General features: G+C 59.4%; 12 protein-coding genes and 2 pseudogenes. 4 read left to right on the top strand and 10 right to left on the bottom strand.

What is annotated here, in order from left to right:
* The first annotated feature begins 77 nt into the window (after nt 1-77).
* Complete coding sequence (locus tag P0D96_RS23535; protein ID WP_408315532.1) at nt 78-1,103, top strand: NADP-dependent oxidoreductase; 1,026 nt, start codon at nt 78-80, stop codon at nt 1,101-1,103.
* 53 nt (nt 1,104-1,156) lie between these two features.
* On the opposite strand, the pseudogene P0D96_RS23540 reads toward P0D96_RS23535, so the two are convergent.
* Nucleotides 1,157-1,318: pseudogene (locus tag P0D96_RS23540) on the bottom strand (phenol hydroxylase); the annotation flags it as partial.
* 2,968 nt (nt 1,319-4,286) lie between these two features.
* On the opposite strand from P0D96_RS23540, the gene P0D96_RS23545 reads away from it, so the two are divergent.
* Nucleotides 4,287-4,979 (top strand): phosphatase PAP2 family protein, encoded by a 693-nt coding sequence (locus tag P0D96_RS23545; RefSeq protein ID WP_408315667.1) that lies wholly within the window; start codon nt 4,287-4,289, stop codon nt 4,977-4,979.
* Nucleotides 4,980-5,288: 309 nt separating this feature from the next.
* On the opposite strand, the gene P0D96_RS23550 is transcribed toward P0D96_RS23545, so the two are convergent.
* A complete protein-coding gene (locus P0D96_RS23550) occupies nt 5,289-6,113 on the bottom strand; it encodes an alpha/beta fold hydrolase (RefSeq protein ID WP_408180902.1) in 825 nt (274 codons plus the stop codon).
* 194 nt (nt 6,114-6,307) lie between these two features.
* Nucleotides 6,308-6,955 (bottom strand): cysteine hydrolase family protein, encoded by a 648-nt coding sequence (locus tag P0D96_RS23555; protein WP_408180901.1) that lies wholly within the window; start codon nt 6,953-6,955, stop codon nt 6,308-6,310.
* Nucleotides 6,956-7,747: 792 nt separating this feature from the next.
* On the opposite strand from P0D96_RS23555, the gene P0D96_RS23560 reads away from it, so the two are divergent.
* A complete protein-coding gene (locus tag P0D96_RS23560) occupies nt 7,748-7,915 on the top strand; it encodes a hypothetical protein (RefSeq protein WP_408315534.1) in 168 nt (55 codons plus the stop codon).
* A 147-nt stretch (nt 7,916-8,062) separates the two neighbouring features.
* Here P0D96_RS23560 and P0D96_RS23565 read toward each other — a convergent pair whose 3' ends face one another.
* The 7 genes and pseudogenes from P0D96_RS23565 to P0D96_RS23585 form a co-directional block, all read right to left on the bottom strand.
* Nucleotides 8,063-9,220 carry a PDDEXK nuclease domain-containing protein gene (locus P0D96_RS23565; protein WP_408315536.1) on the bottom strand — a complete coding sequence of 386 codons (1,158 nt, stop codon included), beginning with the start codon at nt 9,218-9,220 and terminating at the stop codon, nt 8,063-8,065.
* The gene (locus P0D96_RS23570) at nt 9,217-9,495 is read right to left on the bottom strand and encodes an HU family DNA-binding protein (protein ID WP_408180898.1); all 279 of its coding nucleotides are present in this window, start codon (nt 9,493-9,495) and stop codon (nt 9,217-9,219) included. Before P0D96_RS23570 ends, P0D96_RS23565 begins: the two co-directional genes overlap by 4 nt.
* Nucleotides 9,496-9,843: 348 nt before the next feature.
* Nucleotides 9,844-11,355: a sensor domain-containing diguanylate cyclase gene (locus tag P0D96_RS23575; RefSeq protein ID WP_408180897.1), complete on the bottom strand. Its 1,512-nt coding sequence runs from the start codon at nt 11,353-11,355 to the stop codon at nt 9,844-9,846.
* 695 nt (nt 11,356-12,050) lie between these two features.
* Entirely contained in the window at nt 12,051-12,335 is a 285-nt protein-coding gene (locus tag P0D96_RS48810) for a CppA family protein (RefSeq protein ID WP_494478263.1), read from the bottom strand.
* Between the two features lie 111 nt (nt 12,336-12,446).
* Nucleotides 12,447-12,515, bottom strand: a pseudogene (locus P0D96_RS48735) (IS6 family transposase); the annotation flags it as partial.
* A 64-nt stretch (nt 12,516-12,579) separates the two neighbouring features.
* Nucleotides 12,580-12,807, bottom strand: a complete 228-nt coding sequence (locus tag P0D96_RS23580; protein WP_408315539.1) for a winged helix-turn-helix domain-containing protein — start codon at nt 12,805-12,807, stop codon at nt 12,580-12,582.
* 373 nt (nt 12,808-13,180) lie between these two features.
* Nucleotides 13,181-13,369: a hypothetical protein gene (locus tag P0D96_RS23585; protein ID WP_408315541.1), complete on the bottom strand. Its 189-nt coding sequence runs from the start codon at nt 13,367-13,369 to the stop codon at nt 13,181-13,183.
* A gap of 235 nt (nt 13,370-13,604) precedes the next feature.
* On the opposite strand from P0D96_RS23585, the gene P0D96_RS23590 reads away from it, so the two are divergent.
* The gene (locus P0D96_RS23590) at nt 13,605-15,941 is read left to right on the top strand and encodes an alkaline phosphatase family protein (protein WP_408315543.1); all 2,337 of its coding nucleotides are present in this window, start codon (nt 13,605-13,607) and stop codon (nt 15,939-15,941) included.
* Nucleotides 15,942-16,098 lie beyond the last annotated feature (157 nt).

Raw genomic sequence — 16,098 nt, forward strand, 5'->3', positions numbered from 1 at the left:
ACCAACATCGCAAAGGCTTCGCGCAACTCAAGTGAATCGTTCCCACCGCATCGCAATTCACACCGGAAATCCAATCCATGAACGCACCCTATTCGAATCGCCAATGGTTCTATGTAAAACGTCCCACGAGTCGCGTTGGATCGGAACACTACGAGCTTCGTGAAAGCGAAATTTCGGGACCGTTGGCGGAGAACGAAGTCATCGTTCGCGCACGGTACATCAGCGTGGATCCGTATATTCGCATTCAGCAGCACGAGCGCAATACGTATGACGTGCCTCATCCCCTCGGCATCGTGCAACGCTCCGGTGTAGTGGGAGAAGTGGTCGAGTCGGCCAGCCCGCTGTTCGCCAAAGGCGACTGGGTGTCGACTTATTCGGGTTGGCAGTTATATGCACGGTGCCATCACAGCGAACTGACCAAACTCGATCCGGCAAGCGCGCCCGTTTCCACGGCACTCGGTGTGCTCGGCATGCCGGGGCGTATCGCCTGGTTTGGTCTCATGGAAGCCGGCCGGCCGCGCCCTGGTGATACCCTGGTTGTTTCCGGCGCGGCAGGGGCCGTCGGCTCGCTGGTTGCACAGTTTGGGAAAAAAACGGGCTGCAAGGTCGTCGGCATTGCCGGTGGTCCAGACAAGTGCCGATTCCTGCTCGACGAACTGAAACTGGATCGCGCGGTCGATTATCGGGAACACAAGACGCACGAAGACTTGACGAGCGCGCTGCTCGAGGCCACAGGAGGGGTGGACGTTTATTTCGACAACGTCGGCGGCCCGATCACGGATGCCGTGATCCCGCTTATCAAGCGCCGAGCCCGCATCGTGATTTGCGGAGCGATCAGTCAATACGACGGTGGTTTGGACACGCCGGACGTGGGACCACGATTTCTACAGCACATGCTCTTTCAGCGCGCCACCATCCAGGGCGTGCTGGCAAGAGACTACACCAATCGTATGGACGAAATGGTGGCGCAAGTGGCGCCTTGGGTTAAAAGCGGTGAGATCGTATTCAAGGAGACTTTTGTCGATGGATTCGAACAACTGCCTGCTGCGCTGAATAGCTTGTTCGAAGGCGGCAACATCGGCAAGTTGCTCGTGAGGGTTTGAGAGAATTCGTTTCGCGCTCGTAAAAGATCAGGATCCGCACCCGGCCGCATCGCTCAAATCGACTTGAACAGGGGACTCTTCGCGAGTGCCTCCGCGCGGTCCGCGCTGGTGAGAAACTTCTCCGTGTAGATGTCGCGCTCGAACAACTGGCCCTGCATGAGAGTGCGGATCGCCGCTTCAATCATCATGGGCGGCCCGCAAAGATAGGCCTTGTGAAGTATGGTCACTGGTTTCACGTTCCATCCGACGGCTCGGTCGGAACGCTGAAGCTGAACGTCACGCCACGGATCTCATTGCGCACGATCCAGATACGGCCGGCGTGTGAGACTTCTGATGCTCCGTCCCCGCCGACATCGCCTCGATGGCGTTTCGCAAAGATTGACCATCGCCTGCTGAATCTGCACTGCGTCGGCTCTAATCATCAGTTTGCCTCAGCCATTCACGCCGTAACGCACCCGCAAGGCTGTCCAGCCCCTCCGCGACGTTGTCGCGGCCAGTTCCGTGAGCCTGCCGGCGCGCAGTCTGGCTGCCTGATCTTCGGCCCGCATCGCAAAAAGCCAGTGTTGCAGTCCATCATGGGATCCATGGATTGAAACGCATCATAGACAGTTCGTGTCGCGGGGCGTCACCGGAAAGCAGGCGACACTAGCGTTTTTCGTTCATTTTGTGAGTTGCGAAGTCTTTGGCTTCCTGCACATTTTCACGATGCGTCAGTGTGATAATGCGGTCGCGGCCAATCGCCATGCAATACAAATGCACCTGCTGCTTTGCGCGCTTTGCCGCGTCTATCGCAATGTGGCAATACGGGAGGGTTTCGCGCGTTAAACGGTCATTGGCTCACCTGCGTCCCAGACTCAACATCCTCAGGCTTTTTCGCGGGCCTTTCCGCAATTGCAGCCCCCACTTGCGCAGCGGCGCCCGCGGCCCATAGTGCGGAAGCCACCTTAGGAGCTACCGATGCCGTGGCATCGAATACCGCAACCGTATCCGCTATGGCCGCGCCAAGATTGAATCCCCCACTTGCGAACTTTAAAGCGGAGGCGTGGCTGTAGCCGTTCCAAAGCTCCGTTCCGGCTTGGGCCATGTTGAGCCCTGCACTCAGTCCCCATGCGCCACCGGAAAAGCCGCCCGCGACTTTGGCTACGACATGGCGACTTGCCGTTGTCGCATCCGATACGCCAGCACCCAGATTGGCAACGCCGGATATCATTTGCCCTGCGTGAGATGCAATTCTGGCCGCTAGGCTACCGACTGATAGCTGGCTTTGCGTGCCGATACCCGCTACCAGGCTGGCCGTGTTGCCGACTATACCCGCCGCTGCACCGCCCGCCCAAAGAGCACCAGACGCGGCGGTACTTATCACCTCGCGTTTCGGGATTGTCGCGACGCCGGCAGCGATGGCGCCCCCTAACTCGAGTGCTCCCGCGATACCTCCAGCATATCGAGAGGCTATAGGTGCGTTCCCTTCTTTAGAAGCCGCCATGCCAGACGATTGGGCGCCGCTACCGGCGGGGTCCGCGGACGTCGTGTGAGATGCAGCGCTGGCGGGTGCTTGCGGACCCAGTTGCGGCATCCGCTGCAACGGGATCGAATCGCTCGTCGAAAACGTTCGACCTCCGGCTGTTGACGGTGACGTACCCCACCGGACGGACGATGAAGCTCGCGCTGCCGGCCCGGGGTCCTTGACTGACCTGAGACCGGACAATGGGCCCGTCATCTCGGGGGAAGCTGGAGGTTGCGAGCCGCTTAGCGCTTTTGACGCTGATGCCGTTTGCCGGTCGTGGCCATCGTCGATCGCTGGCATATTGCTCGCTGGTGCTTCAATTCTCACGATATGAATACTCCCTTTAAGTTTCGTACCACATCATGATCAGAGATATCCGCGCATGTTATTTGACAGAAAAACAGTGCGTGAGCCAAGGCTTGGTCGGCGCACGCTTGCGAGGCGTCAGGCTGACGGACCACTTGTGGATAATGTCGCACCGTAATTGCGTCGCACACAGAAAACTTGAACGGGTTGACTTTATATTGTCAGGAATTCCTCGGCACGTAAAAATGCCGTAAAACGGCGAAGATACAGATCGCAATGCGAATACCAAGACGTTCTCCGTTTGGTACGTGCGGAGAGCATACGTCGCTTATAACGAGGTGCCGATTCATCGATTCTACGTGGCCACTCTGTCCCCTTCCTGAGCCACGCCCGCGAAGCGACGGGCAGCACTTATGCCTTGAGAGTAGGATGCCGAATCCCATTTACCTTTTGTGAATCAGCGTATCCGTCTCCCCTTGCCGCCTGAATGGCCTTTTCCGCCTCGTCGCGATGTCGCTGGTCGCACCTTCGGCTACCTTGTCGCGCTTCAATATCGCGGCGCCGATGTGTGGCTCTGGAGCTGTCGTTGCGGCGGCCACGTGACTGCCGAGTTGGAGGCGGTAGAAGGCGGCAGAACGCGTGATTGTGGCTGCCGTGAGCAGCGTCGTGTGTGGCGGTCCCGCCCAGGCTCACCTGCGCTGCGGGGCGGTGAGGTGTTTGGCCAGCTGACGACCGATCGGTACGCTGGCGATGGTTTGTGGGTTTGCCGGTGCGACTGCGGTGGTGAGGCAACAGTGAGCGCCGGGCGCCTGCGAGTGGGCAAGGCGCGTTCGTGCGGCCGCTGCTTCGGCGCTTCGACCGACTGACCGGCACGGTTTGCTCGGTTTGGTCATGGCATGCGACGTTCTTTGCAAGCTGTCGTCGGTGTCCGGGCATTAACCCCGGCATGTCAGCTCTATCTCGACGTTCCAATATGACCCGGTACAGACTGTCATCATCCGGCGAACTGTGCGGCGCGTCTCGGAGTGCAGCGGACATTCGAGGAATGAGATCGTTGGCGGATTCTCGGTCGAAGCTCGATTGGGTCACCCAAGGACAGCGGCCGGCATTTCCGCTGCGGCTATCGACGCGCTGATCGACGAGTATCGAGCAGGTGTCGCCATAGCTACCCGAGATTTTCCGATGGACGTGGCCGACGCGGTGTTCGTCGGCATACGCCGCCCGAAGAGGAAACTCGCGCAGTAAGCCGTCGGTGAAAGTTGGCGATGAAATTGCGCAGGGAAAGTTGTCAATGAAAGTAAGCACCAAAAATGCAGCGCATTCGTTGGGCTATGCTAACCTCGATGCGACTAGCTCAAGTTTCTTACAAAATAATGAATAGCTTCGATTCCTCTATCGAAACATATCTGTCCAACATACACTTCGGTCATTTCGCGACCCGATCCATAGAAGGCATCGCCGACCTTTACACCTTCAAAGGCCTCGTACTCATTCCCATGCTGTGGTGGATGTGGTTTCAGCAGGACGAGCGCCGCGAATGGCGGCGAGAAATGGTTCTCGCGACGCTTCTCAGTGGCCTCGTGGCGCTGTTCGTCGGAAGACTGCTGACTCACTGGTTGCCGTTCAGAGTGCGCCCCGTCTATAGCGCCGAACTGCATCTGCACTTCGCAGGTGGCGATATCAAGGACGCACTGCTGACAAGCTGGAGCTCCTTTCCAAGCGATCACGCGATGCTATGGATGGCGGTCGCAACCGGCATCTTCCTCGTGTGGCGCGGCATCGGTGTGCTGGCGATTCTCTATACCGTGCTGTTCATTTGCGTTCCGCGCGCCTATCTCGGCTTTCACTACCCAACCGATTTGCTGGTGGGCGCCGCTGTGGGAATCGGAATTACCTATGTCATGACGCGAGATGCGATCCGCGTGCGCTACGCGACTTCGGCGCTGCGATGGATCGAACGCTTCCCGGGACCTTCAGCGATGCTGGCGTTTATTCTGTGCCTCGAACTCGTTACGCAGTTCGACGAACTGCGCACGCTGGCGAGCAGTGTGCTCAAACATCTATGAACCACCCGTTGCGGCGCGGCGCTGGGAGCATGTCGGTGGTGGCGCCGCCCGAGCGAGTGATTTTATCGAAGCCAGGTTCATCGACGCGACACGCGTCGTTGTGATCGAAACGGCCGCTCAGAAAGCGGAGCAGTCGCACGAATGTCCAGGTGACGGTCTAGATGAACGTCGCTTCATGGGCCGACCTCTGCCCTACGAGCGATCGGCCGTAGCCGCCCCCTAACGGACGGCCGAGCTGAATGAAGGCAATGGCCGCTTACGGTAGATCAGTCGTTTGCTCGCTCCAAGTGCACCAGGATGCCTGACGATTCAGGAATTGATGAACGCCAAAAGATCCGCATTGATCGTATCGGCTTGCGTCGTAGGCATGCCGTGCGGGAAGCCTTTATAGGTTTTCAAGGTGCCGTTCGGCAGCAATTTCGCGCTCAACGGCCCAGAGTCGGCATAGGGTACGATTTGGTCATCATCGCCGTGCATCACTAACGTCGGGACTGTGATCTTCTTCAGGTCTTCGGTGAAATCGGTCTGGGAAAAGGCCACGATCCCGTCGTAGTGCGCCTTGGCTCCGCCCTCCATTCCCTGACGCCACCAGTTCAGGATCACGCCTTCGGACGGCTTGGCCCCTGGCCGGTTATAACCGTAGAACGGCCCGGCAGCAACATCACGGTAAAACTGTGAGCGGTTGTTGGCGACCTGCGCCTGAAATCCATCAAAAACCTCCTTGGGAAGACCTTCCGGGTTGTTAGCGGTCTTCACCATCAGCGGTGGCACAGCACTGATCAGCACCGCCTTGGTTACTCGACCCTCGCCATGACGCGCGAGATAGCGGACGACCTCACCGCCCCCCGTCGAGTGGCCCACGTGGACTGCATTTTTAAGGTCAAGATGCTCGGTAACGGCCGCGAGATCATCGGCGTAGTGATCCATATCATGACCGTCGGCCGTCTGCGTTGACCGCCCGTGACCGCGACGGTCATGCGCGATGACACGGAAACCGAGGTTCAGGAAGAACATCATCTGGGCATCCCAATCGTCGGCGCTCAGTGGCCATCCGTGTGAAAAAACGATGGGCTGCCCTGTTCCCCAGTCCTTGTAGAAGATCTGAATGCCGTCTTTGGTCGTGACCGTGTTCATTGTCATTCTCCTTGCTGAGGCGAGCTTTCAATTGAAAATGAACCACCGCGTGAACTCGTGCGCCATGAGACATTGCAGCGGGGTAAGCAGGCGGTCGGCAATCCGTCCGGGAAACATGCTGGGGTTTCGCAACTGGGCAAATGCGCTTTTTAGGCCGACAGTCTGTTCGCCTGCCAGCCGATCTCAGTTGGGCGTCATTCCATTGAGGCCACAACCTCGTCGGTAGTCACCACGCCGTGCGCGAGGAACGCGTAGTTGATCATCGCCGCCTTGTAGCCGTCGCCCCAAACGGGATGACGTGGTCCGGCTGTTGCATCGCTAACGACATACACCTCGAATCCCTGTTCGAGCAGATCACGCAAATGCGACTCCACGCACATGTTGGCAAGCATGCCTCCCAGTACCACCTTCCTTGCGCCTCGCTTGCGCAGTTGAAGGACGAGATCGTTGGTTTGCGGTCCGAAGACCTTGTGCGGACTCACAACAACCGTCTCGCCGTCGTTGATGTAGGGCTTGAATTCGTCGAGCCAGTCCGCGCCGGAGCCTTCAAAACCTTCCAGACTCAACTGACCACTACGCGCAAACGTGCCGGTAGCGAATTCATCTGCCTCCAGCGGTCCATTGAATTTCCACACACGATCGGTCGGGAAAAAGTAATGTGGCGAGATAAAGACCGTAAACTTTGCGGACTTCGCCGCCTTGAAGATTCGCAGCATGTTTTCTACCGTCTTATTCTCTGTCACGCTTGCTCCCACCGCGCCCCAGTTCTTGCCGTTCTTGCTTAAGACATCGACTTGCGGGTCGATGAAAACCACGGCTGTTTCAGTTCGATCAAAGGACACTTCGGACCTTTTATAGAGTCCATGACGGCTCGCCAACTTTCATCGACCCGAGCCTCTCCGATCAGATTAGGAATCGGCGAACTGGAAAGCAACGACGGTCCGATGGCGCGTCCAGGTTTTTGCACGCGCGCGCCGAGTGACGGGGCGCTTGATGAGTCCACCTGTTGACTTCGCGTGCACACTATTAACAAGCCAATGCTTAAGAAGCCAACGCGATCGTTGGGATCACGCATGCAAACAAATGCGGTTTCCGCGACAGCCTAGCCGCGCGTCAGTTCGAACACGTGCACGCAGCTAAGGTCCGCTGTCGGCGCCAAGCCGACGTCCGAATGACCGATCGATCGCACGAACGAATGGCGGCAGATGGCCGAAGCCGGAAGTACATTGCTCCACCGCACTGAGCCACCCGTGGCAGCGGCCCGACTTCTGTAGCTGACCCACTGCGAACCTTCGCCCCACCCCCAAACAGACATCCGTTTGCGACCCTTTGACTTCATCTGCGCGGCGCATGGCCAACGCTTTCGTCCTCGTAATGCAGGACATGTTTTGCGCATTGCGGCTAAGGGGATGACCTCAGGTCTTCCAGGTGGTCGATGCAAGCTGCAGACCGGGGATGGATATCCGAAATCCATTGACACAGCCGCCGGGCGCAATTAGTTTCCCAGTGTTTGGGACAAGTCATCCGGGTGATTCCACGTTGATACGGGGTAAATCAGTTGCGGCCCTTTGGGCCGCGCTGCGTACGCAGCAGAACCCATATTCGGCCCCACAGCAACACTCAATGCGCAGAACGTGCAGGACCCCTACCGTATGGGTTATCAGTCGGTCGAGACGCTGATCGCTGCCTTGCAGGGCCATCCGCCGCGTCCAAAGGTATTCGTCGACGTGGTGACGGTGACACGCGCGAACATGAATGAGCCGGCGATACGCGCCGTGATAGCCAACTACAATAATCGATAGCGACGCGGGAATGAGCGCGCGCCCCGAGTCTGGAAGCAGATTCAGGCGGTAATCGTCCTTTTCGTTCGAAAACAGGCAGATTCTCCAGAAGGCATTCTTGTGAGGCGCTCAGGGTGATCCTGATCTGTCGGACGTCGGGACCGGATCTCACGCAGCCCCGGTACGCCGCTCCAGTTCCGCTGTCGTGCGCTCCAGCTCCTGCACGATCATCGCCTCATCTGGCAACGCGGTCTGGTATTCCGCCGCGAGAATCTTGTTCGGCAGGTTGTCCAGCGCGTAGTGTGCTTCGGCCGCACCTTTTTCGGCGCAAAGGATCAGACCGACAGGTGGATTCTCCCCAGGCTTCATCCAGTGCTCGCGCGCGTAGTTCAGATAGAGATGCATCTGCCCGGAGTCCGCATAGCTGAAGCGGCCGACCTTGAGATCGATGATGACGAGGCATTTCAGACGTCGATGGAAAAACACCAGGTCGACCCTGAACCACGTGTCGTCGATTCGCAGACGGCGCTGCCGTCCAACGAAAGCGAAGTCGTCGCCAAGTTCCAGCAGGAAGTCCGCCAGATGCTGGATCAACGCCTCCTCAAGACCCGACTCCGAGTACTCGTCCTTGATGTCGAGAAACTCGAGGACGAACGGGTCGCGAATCGCCTCCTCTGGCGTGAGGAGATCACCCGGCTGAACATCAGCAGCTTTCCTGAGCAGGGCTGCCTTGTTGCGCGACAGCGCCAGCCGCTCGTAAAGCTGGCTACTGATCTGGCGGTCGAGCTGGCGCACCGACCAGCCTTCACGCAACGCCTCTGTTTCATAGAAAGCGCGAGCGGGCGCCGTCTTCACTGAAAGCAGGCGCACATAAGCGGACCACGGCAACGTAAAACGGGCGGCTAACGCCATGTAATCGGGCGCCGTTGCCATGGCGTCGACGACGTCATTCGCCGGCGGCGATTTTCCAGACGGCGTCTGGACATTTTCGGGGGCTGCAGATTTTCCAGACACTGTCTGGAAAATCTCCGCCGCCGGCCAGGCGAAATAGAAGGCGCGCATGCTGGCCAGATTGGCCTTGCCGAATCCGCGTCCGAAACGGCGCGTCAGGTCGTCCGCGAGCCGGGCAATCAGCGCCTGTCCGTAGCCCGCGCGCGCCTGCCCGCCCTGCTCACTGGCGACGATCCGCCGCCCGATCTCCCAGTAGGCGGCGGTCATCACGGCATTGACGTTGCGAGCCGCCGTGCGTCGCGCCGACTCGACGACACTGACCACTTCCTTATGCAGCCCGGCGTAGTCGCCGGGAATGATCGCCACCTTCGTCATGACGCGTTGACCGCATCCTTGAATGCCTTGCCGGCCGTAAACCTGACCGTCCTTGCCGCGGCAATCTGGATTTCGGCACCCGTCGACGGGTTGCGTCCGGTGCGTGCGGCGCGCTGCCCCGTCGAGAACGACCCAAAGCCCATCAGTTGCACGCCGTCGTCAGCGATCAGCGCGTGCATGCTCGCCCCGAGCACCGCATCGATGGCTTCACCATTGGCGGCCTTGCTGTCGCCGGTGCGACCGGCGACAGCGTTGATGAGTTCCTGTTTGTTCATGGACAGCTCAGTTCCGTGAGTAATACCCGCACCCTACCGCATCGCACGGCGCACAGGCAAACCTGACGCTGGGCGACGTCGGCGTCGGCATCGCACGCCGGCGGCGAATGCCTGTCCGACGACCGGTTCTCGATGTGACGCGTACAGCGGCGCCCGCGCCTGCATCGCTTCGTCGCCAGTGATCGTGGCTCGCCGATTCCACCTGAACGTGCGGCCTGAAATGATCGGTGATCGCCTAGCCGCGCGGGCACCGGCCAGGTTCCTGTTCATCCTGCTGTTCGGGTGCAACTCCATTCCGCTGCCTTTGTGTCCGCCCTCTGCGTCGTTTGCGTGCGCGCGCTGGCGCTGCTATGCCTCGCAGACCCGGTTACGGCCGGTTGACTTTGCTTCGTATAGGGCCGAGTCAGCCATCTTCACCAGAATCGCGCCATCGTGAACCGCTCGCCCTTGCGACGTCACCACGCCGATGCTCACGGTCACACAGCCATACCGGCTCTGGGCGTGTTCAATGTTGAGATCAAATACGGCTTGCCGAATGGTCTCTGCGACATTCGCGGCACCGGTCGCGTCGGTATCTGGAAGGGTCACCACGAACTCTTCGCCGCCATACCGCGCCACCTGGTCGGCCGGTCGGCGAACGCACAGAGCCACGCATTGAGCAACGGCTCTTAGTACCTCATCGCCCGCCTGATGACCATAGTAATCGTTGTACGCCTTGAACTGATCGATGTCGACGAACAGCAGCGAGAGCGGACGGCCCGAGCGATTGGCCTGTTGCCATTCCTTCTGCAACGTTTCGTCAAAGGTGCCCCGGTTGCTCAATCCCGTAAGCGCGTCCGTACGCGCCAGATGCTGTAGTTTCGACTCCGCAAGCTGTCGCCGCCGTAGTTCACGCGACAACAGCAACGATCCTGCCCCAAGGATCACGCCGAACACCGCCATCACGATCTCAAGTCGCCTGGCCCGGCGTTGCCATTCCGCGTAAATGTCGTTCTCCGCGGGTGCCACGTCGACTATGATCGGAAGCCCGGGTAGGTGCTTGTACACGTAGAGCCTGCGGATCCCATCGATTGAGGCAGTGCCAGCGAACGCACCTTCGTTTGTCGACATCGCCTGAATAAACACGGGGGCGTTTCGGATGTCACGCCCAACCACCTTCGGATCGTAGGGCAATCGGGTGATCATGGTTCCGTTCGTCTCGATCACTGCCGCTGTGCCGCGCTCCCCCACGGACAGGCCGTCCAGTAGAGCGCGGAAATAGTCGATGCTCAGCGTCCCAACCACGACACCGCCGAAAGAGCCGTCCGTGCGCGTAATCCGGCGACTCAGGGCAATCGTGAGCGCGCCGTCGCGCAGCCGCGACGCGTAGGGTTTGCTGATGTAGAGGCCGGTGTTGCCGCTGTCGCGGTGAAAGCTGAAATAGTCACGGTCAGCGAAGTTCCCGACCCGCGCCGGTATGAATCGGGAGTCCAGGACGATGTCGCCGCGCTCACTCATCACGAATATGGAGCCGAGGTACTTACCCGAAGCGGCGCGGTCGAACAACACCCCGCTTCGGATCCTCGGGGGGAGTGCCATCACCTGCGGATCCGCCACCCCGTCCGCTACCGCTTGCAGCGAAAGATCGTAGAGCTCGATGTTGCGAGCGATGTCCCGCTCGATGACGAGCATCAGGTTCCGTGCATTTTCCTCGGCGTGGTTGTAGGCATCGTTGCGTGACTCGAAAAGCACCCACGCGCAAAGGCTGCACGTGAACAGCGTCAGCAAAACACCACAAACGATCACACCAGATGGCGACAACACCCGCGAGGCGGCTGACGAAACGGATCGGCGCACAGAAAGCGATAGTGACGAACGCATGGAGCCTCATGAGACGAATTCATCCGCACGGTCTGAACAAACGTTGCCGCGCGCACGGGGCGGCACGGGTGCCTTCCGATAACAAGCCATCGTCATTTCTCGCGGCGCACGAGACCCCAAAACGACTCTGATTATCGCCGCACAGGATCTGACAAAATCATTACTTGAGTAATTTACTGGAACGCCAAGAGGCCGCCTTTTCAAATACCCGAGGCGACACTTGCCCAGCCACCGCAGGCGAGATGGTATCTGCGGACAATCATTTGGACGCCGTGGGATGATAAATCGTATTCGACCGGTGGCAAGGGATGTCAACGCAGATAAGGACCGTTTCACAGTTTTCCTGATGGACGGCGGCAAGTTGAAAATCCCCTTCCAACGATTTACCAGACTGCTCGCCGCATCGCGAGAGCAAAAGGCAAGCGGTTCGTGTGAACGCCGATGTCCCGGCAGCAGCGACGTTTCTTCGACGCCCGTCGAGTACAGGATGAACGGCCAGCAACTCCCCCGTCCTCGTAAATGCGGATATCGTGAGCCAAGCTGTGCACGTAGAGCGTGCGCCGCGGGTGCCCGTTGTCAAGCTGAATGACTGTGGCTCTCACCTGGCGCAAACGTCACTTCCAGAATCCGTCTGTCAGAAGCGGCCGATGTGACGTGATCGGATCGGCGTTCTCGCTAGATTAGACGTCAAAGAATCAAACACGCACCGAACCGGGGCCGCGCCTTGCCGCAGCCGCGGCCAGAATTTCGCGGATTGAAGCGAGTGACCGCTCGGCAGTCGCAGTCGATATGCGTGGGCCCGACTCGCCGAATATTGGCGGCCTCAGACCTAGGCATCGGCAGACACGAGACACATAGGGCTTTGTCGGGCCGCCGCACCGCTCAGCGGCCGCGCCAAGGGCGGCCTCGCCGACCTGCTCCCGCATCCAGGCGAGCGTTCGGCGATCCTTGTCGTTAAGAATACGAATCAGATGTTCCATATTGCCGACCCTGTATATATAACCAGTACTGTTAATATATACAGTATTGCTGCTGCGTTCAAGGTGAAAGTAGCGGTTCCACCGCGACCGCCGCCGATACACACTGCACCGGCGAACGGCACAACCGATCACCACCGCCGGAAAGCGATGGCCATCATAGAGTGATTTCGTATTTTTCATCGCCGATTTACGCGGCCACCGCAGCAACGTGACAAGGCCCCTACGATGATTGACCGGCGTTCGACTAGTGAGAAGGAGAACTCGACAAACGATAGCGTCGACTCCGAACCGTTTCGATCATTGTGTCCAATGGTCGAAACGCGTCGCGGAGGAACTTGATATGGACATCGACCGTGCGCTCACTGGCATGGGGTTGTGCCATCCAGACCTCCTGGACAAATGCGTCACGGGAAAGTACCTCTCCTGGATGCGCCAAATAAAGACGTAGGAGCTTGAATCCTGTCGGCGACATAGTGACAGCAACTTCTCGGTCCTCCCGCCGTACGAATACTCGATGTGACGTGAGCGACACGGTGATCCCAGGGACGCTCAAAAAATATCCTGGGAGTTCACGTTTGGTTGTGGGCGCAACATAACCTGTACACGGGCAAACAATTCCCTTGTTGAAAAGGGCTTGACGAGATAGAAGTCCGCCCCGGCATCAACAGAGACAGTCCCGTCATGTCAGGCAACGTCCAGCCAAGAATCACAGCCGCCGGCAACCGCTCATCAATTAACTCCTTCGCCTTTTTTCCCCGTGAATGCAACCAGGTCGATGCCCCGCTTCCTGTGCATGTAGCCATAGCAGTTCGGCTATCGAGGGATCATCTTCAACAATCAGAATTTCAGACATGTTGCTGGCCGAGGATCAGCGCGAGAGGTGGATTCGGAGCTACAAAAATCTGCCAGAGTTTATCCGTGAGAGGCGTGATGATAACCGCTGCCTTCCAGTTAATTGCGAACTGCAACTTTTTTTTCGACATCTCCTGGACACATTTATCGGAGAGCCAATTTTGTCGGCTTTCTGAAGACATGTTTGGTAGGTCCTGTTGACGCGCCATCGCGAATTGCAAGCCAATATTCAGGTTTCTGCCGCTAAAGTTTCACTCAGGGGTGTTCCAATTCGCCCTGCTTTAAAGGCAGTCGTGGCAGTTGCACTTCTAATAACATCCCAGGCAAGCTCCGCACGTAGTTGAAAGTGAACGCGCTGCACCGCGCAATCGGAGTTTGCTCTGAAGGGCGTATACAACCAACAGGGGCTCCCCCACAATGTCGGTCAACTCAACAAGTCGCACCACCACTCTTCTTCTAACTTCGATCGCGGCAGCCTGCGTGCTGACCGCTTGCGGAGGTAATGACAACTCTACACCGGCGGCCAGCAACGCCCCCACGCAGACATTCGCGGGCGCCGTCGCCGCCGCCGGCTTCGTGCCGGGCAGCACGACTGGCGATCCAATCCTCAAGGCAGGCTACTACGCTGGCGCGACCGTGTGCGTCGACGCGAACGGCAACGGCAAGTGCGACGGGGCTGAAACCATCGCGACAACCGACAGCACGGGCCATTTCACGCTGAAAACCAGCGGCAGCGGCCAACTGATAGCCGACGTGAGCACCAAGGCCACCAACACGGCGACCGGCGCAGCCGCCCCGAGCCACATGATCCTGCGCGCCTCGGCGGCACAGATCGCCGACCAGGGCGCGACGAACGTCGTGATCAGCCCGATGTCGAGCGAAGTTCAGCGTCTGGTTGAAGCGAACGGCACGACCTACGCCACCGAGAAGGCCAACCTCGCGACGCGCCTGAGCGGTCCGGGTGTGGCCGCTTCGGCAGCGACTGTCGCGGCCGCCGACGTGCTCGGCGACGTGAACAAGCTGTCGGGCGCCGAGCAGTCGGCGATCCTCTTTGAAGACAATGCACTGACGAACCGCTATACGTACGCAACGACCAAGCTCGATCGCGGCGACATGTACCCGGATAACCTCGCGGTTGCGGGCGGCGATCCGTCGCTCGTCGGCAAGGCGGGTGTGACCTCGACGACGGCCGTTGTGCCGACACAGACGCAGACGCCGATCACGTTCGCGCAGTCGCAGCAGGCTGCGTTCAACGTCGAAGGCATTCCGCGCTATGACGCGGTCTTCATTGTCATGCTCGAGAACCGCTCGATCGGAACCACGACGGGCGGCACGATCGGTATCGAGGGCTCGGGCGACGCACCGTACATCGCCGGCAACCTCGACTTCACGAGCGGCAAGTGGAACCAGGCGACGACCTATTACTCGACCGGCAACCCGTCGGAACCGAACTACACGGCGCTCGGCGGTGCGGACGACTGGGGTATCACCGACGACAACTGGTGGGGCTGCGGCGTAGACGCTTCCGCGCTGAAGGACACCGCGTTCGCGGGCGGCAAGGCATCAGACGGTCAGCCGCTGGTGGCGACGGCCGCTGTTCCGGCCAATCAGAACGGTGACCTGTCCGGCTTTGGCACTTGTCCGACGGGGACGACCGCTGCGCACAACATTGTCCAACCGAACCTGTTCACGCAGTTGTCGAACGCTGGCCTCGCGTGGCGCACGTATAGCGAGTCGATGAACCCGGGCCAGGATCCGCGTACCGACAGCATCGCCGACCCGGCCGTCGTGGCCGGCTACAACGGCATCGCAGGCACCGTCACCGCCGGCCTGACCAGCCCGGCTCTGAACATGCCGTCAGCGCTGTACAAGACGAAGCATCACCCGGGCATGGCCTACCAGACCGCGCGTTCGCTGCCGGAATTCTTCGCTAGCAACCGTACGATCTTCGGTACGCAGTACGCTTCGGCGCTCCAGAACACGTCGGTGTACCCGGTCCCGTCAGGCTACAACTTCGACCAGTTCGATACGGACCTGCAGAACGGCGACGTTGGCGCGGTCAACTTCGTGGTTCCGGACCAGTGCGACGACATGCACGGCACGGGTAACGACCCGACCTGTAAGGGCGACAACCTCGTGAAGCGTGGCGACGCGTACGTCCAGCAGGTGGTGACCAAGATCCAGGCTTCGCCGATCTGGAACAATCCGAAGCGTCACGTTGCGATCGTCGTGATGTTCGACGAAGGCGAAGGTAGCTCGACGTCGTGCTGCGGCTGGAACCCGAGTCAAACGTCGGCCGCTGAACCGCTCACGTTCACGAACGGCAAGTACACGCCGACGACGACGACGCAGTACAACAAGGGCAACCACGGTCACGGCAACTCGATCTTCGGTGTGGTCACGAACCATGGCGCGCAGGGCATCCAGGACAGCGACGCGTACAGCCACTTCGCGCTCGTGCGTACGCTGCAGGACATGTTCCAGCTCGCCGATCCGGCACCGGGCCAGGAGTCCACGTACATCGCCCGCTCGAAGTACACCGAGAGCTTCATCACGGCGAACATCCTGAACCTGCCGGAACTCGCGGACAGCGCCGATACGCACTTCGACTCGGTCCGTCCGATGAACCATGCGTACATCACGCCGCAGGGTTATACGCAGAAGCTGAATCCGGCCGACATCATCGGTACGCAGGAAGCTAATCGCCAGCCGGGTCCGGACAAGACCCAGACCAACATCTGGACGATCCAGTAAGTTTCACGGTCACGGGGAAAGGGCCCGCCCTTTCCCCGTCTGAAACCATCGCAGCTGTATGCCGGGTATGCCTTGCGCGTTACCCGGCACTTTTGTTGAACATCTCGCACATTTTCCCGGCCACCTCGCCTCGTGCGACTACGGGGTCGCCCGGAAA

The organism is Paraburkholderia sp. RL17-347-BIC-D, assembly GCF_046027915.1.
Classification (GTDB): Bacteria; Pseudomonadota; Gammaproteobacteria; order Burkholderiales; family Burkholderiaceae; genus Paraburkholderia.

Coding starts and splice junctions, on each gene's coding strand:
- P0D96_RS48810 (WP_494478263.1), bottom strand. CDS start 12,335: ATGGAACATCTGATTCGTATTCTTAACGACAAGGATCGCCGAACGCTC.
- P0D96_RS23565 (WP_408315536.1), bottom strand. CDS start 9,220: ATGACGAAGGTGGCGATCATTCCCGGCGACTACGCCGGGCTGCATAAG.
- P0D96_RS23550 (WP_408180902.1), bottom strand. CDS start 6,113: ATGAACACGGTCACGACCAAAGACGGCATTCAGATCTTCTACAAGGAC.
- P0D96_RS23575 (WP_408180897.1), bottom strand. CDS start 11,355: ATGCGTTCGTCACTATCGCTTTCTGTGCGCCGATCCGTTTCGTCAGCC.
- P0D96_RS23570 (WP_408180898.1), bottom strand. CDS start 9,495: ATGAACAAACAGGAACTCATCAACGCTGTCGCCGGTCGCACCGGCGAC.
- P0D96_RS23535 (WP_408315532.1), top strand. CDS start 78: ATGAACGCACCCTATTCGAATCGCCAATGGTTCTATGTAAAACGTCCC.
- P0D96_RS23585 (WP_408315541.1), bottom strand. CDS start 13,369: ATGTCTTCAGAAAGCCGACAAAATTGGCTCTCCGATAAATGTGTCCAG.
- P0D96_RS23545 (WP_408315667.1), top strand. CDS start 4,287: ATGAATAGCTTCGATTCCTCTATCGAAACATATCTGTCCAACATACAC.
- P0D96_RS23590 (WP_408315543.1), top strand. CDS start 13,605: ATGTCGGTCAACTCAACAAGTCGCACCACCACTCTTCTTCTAACTTCG.
- P0D96_RS23580 (WP_408315539.1), bottom strand. CDS start 12,807: ATGTCGCCGACAGGATTCAAGCTCCTACGTCTTTATTTGGCGCATCCA.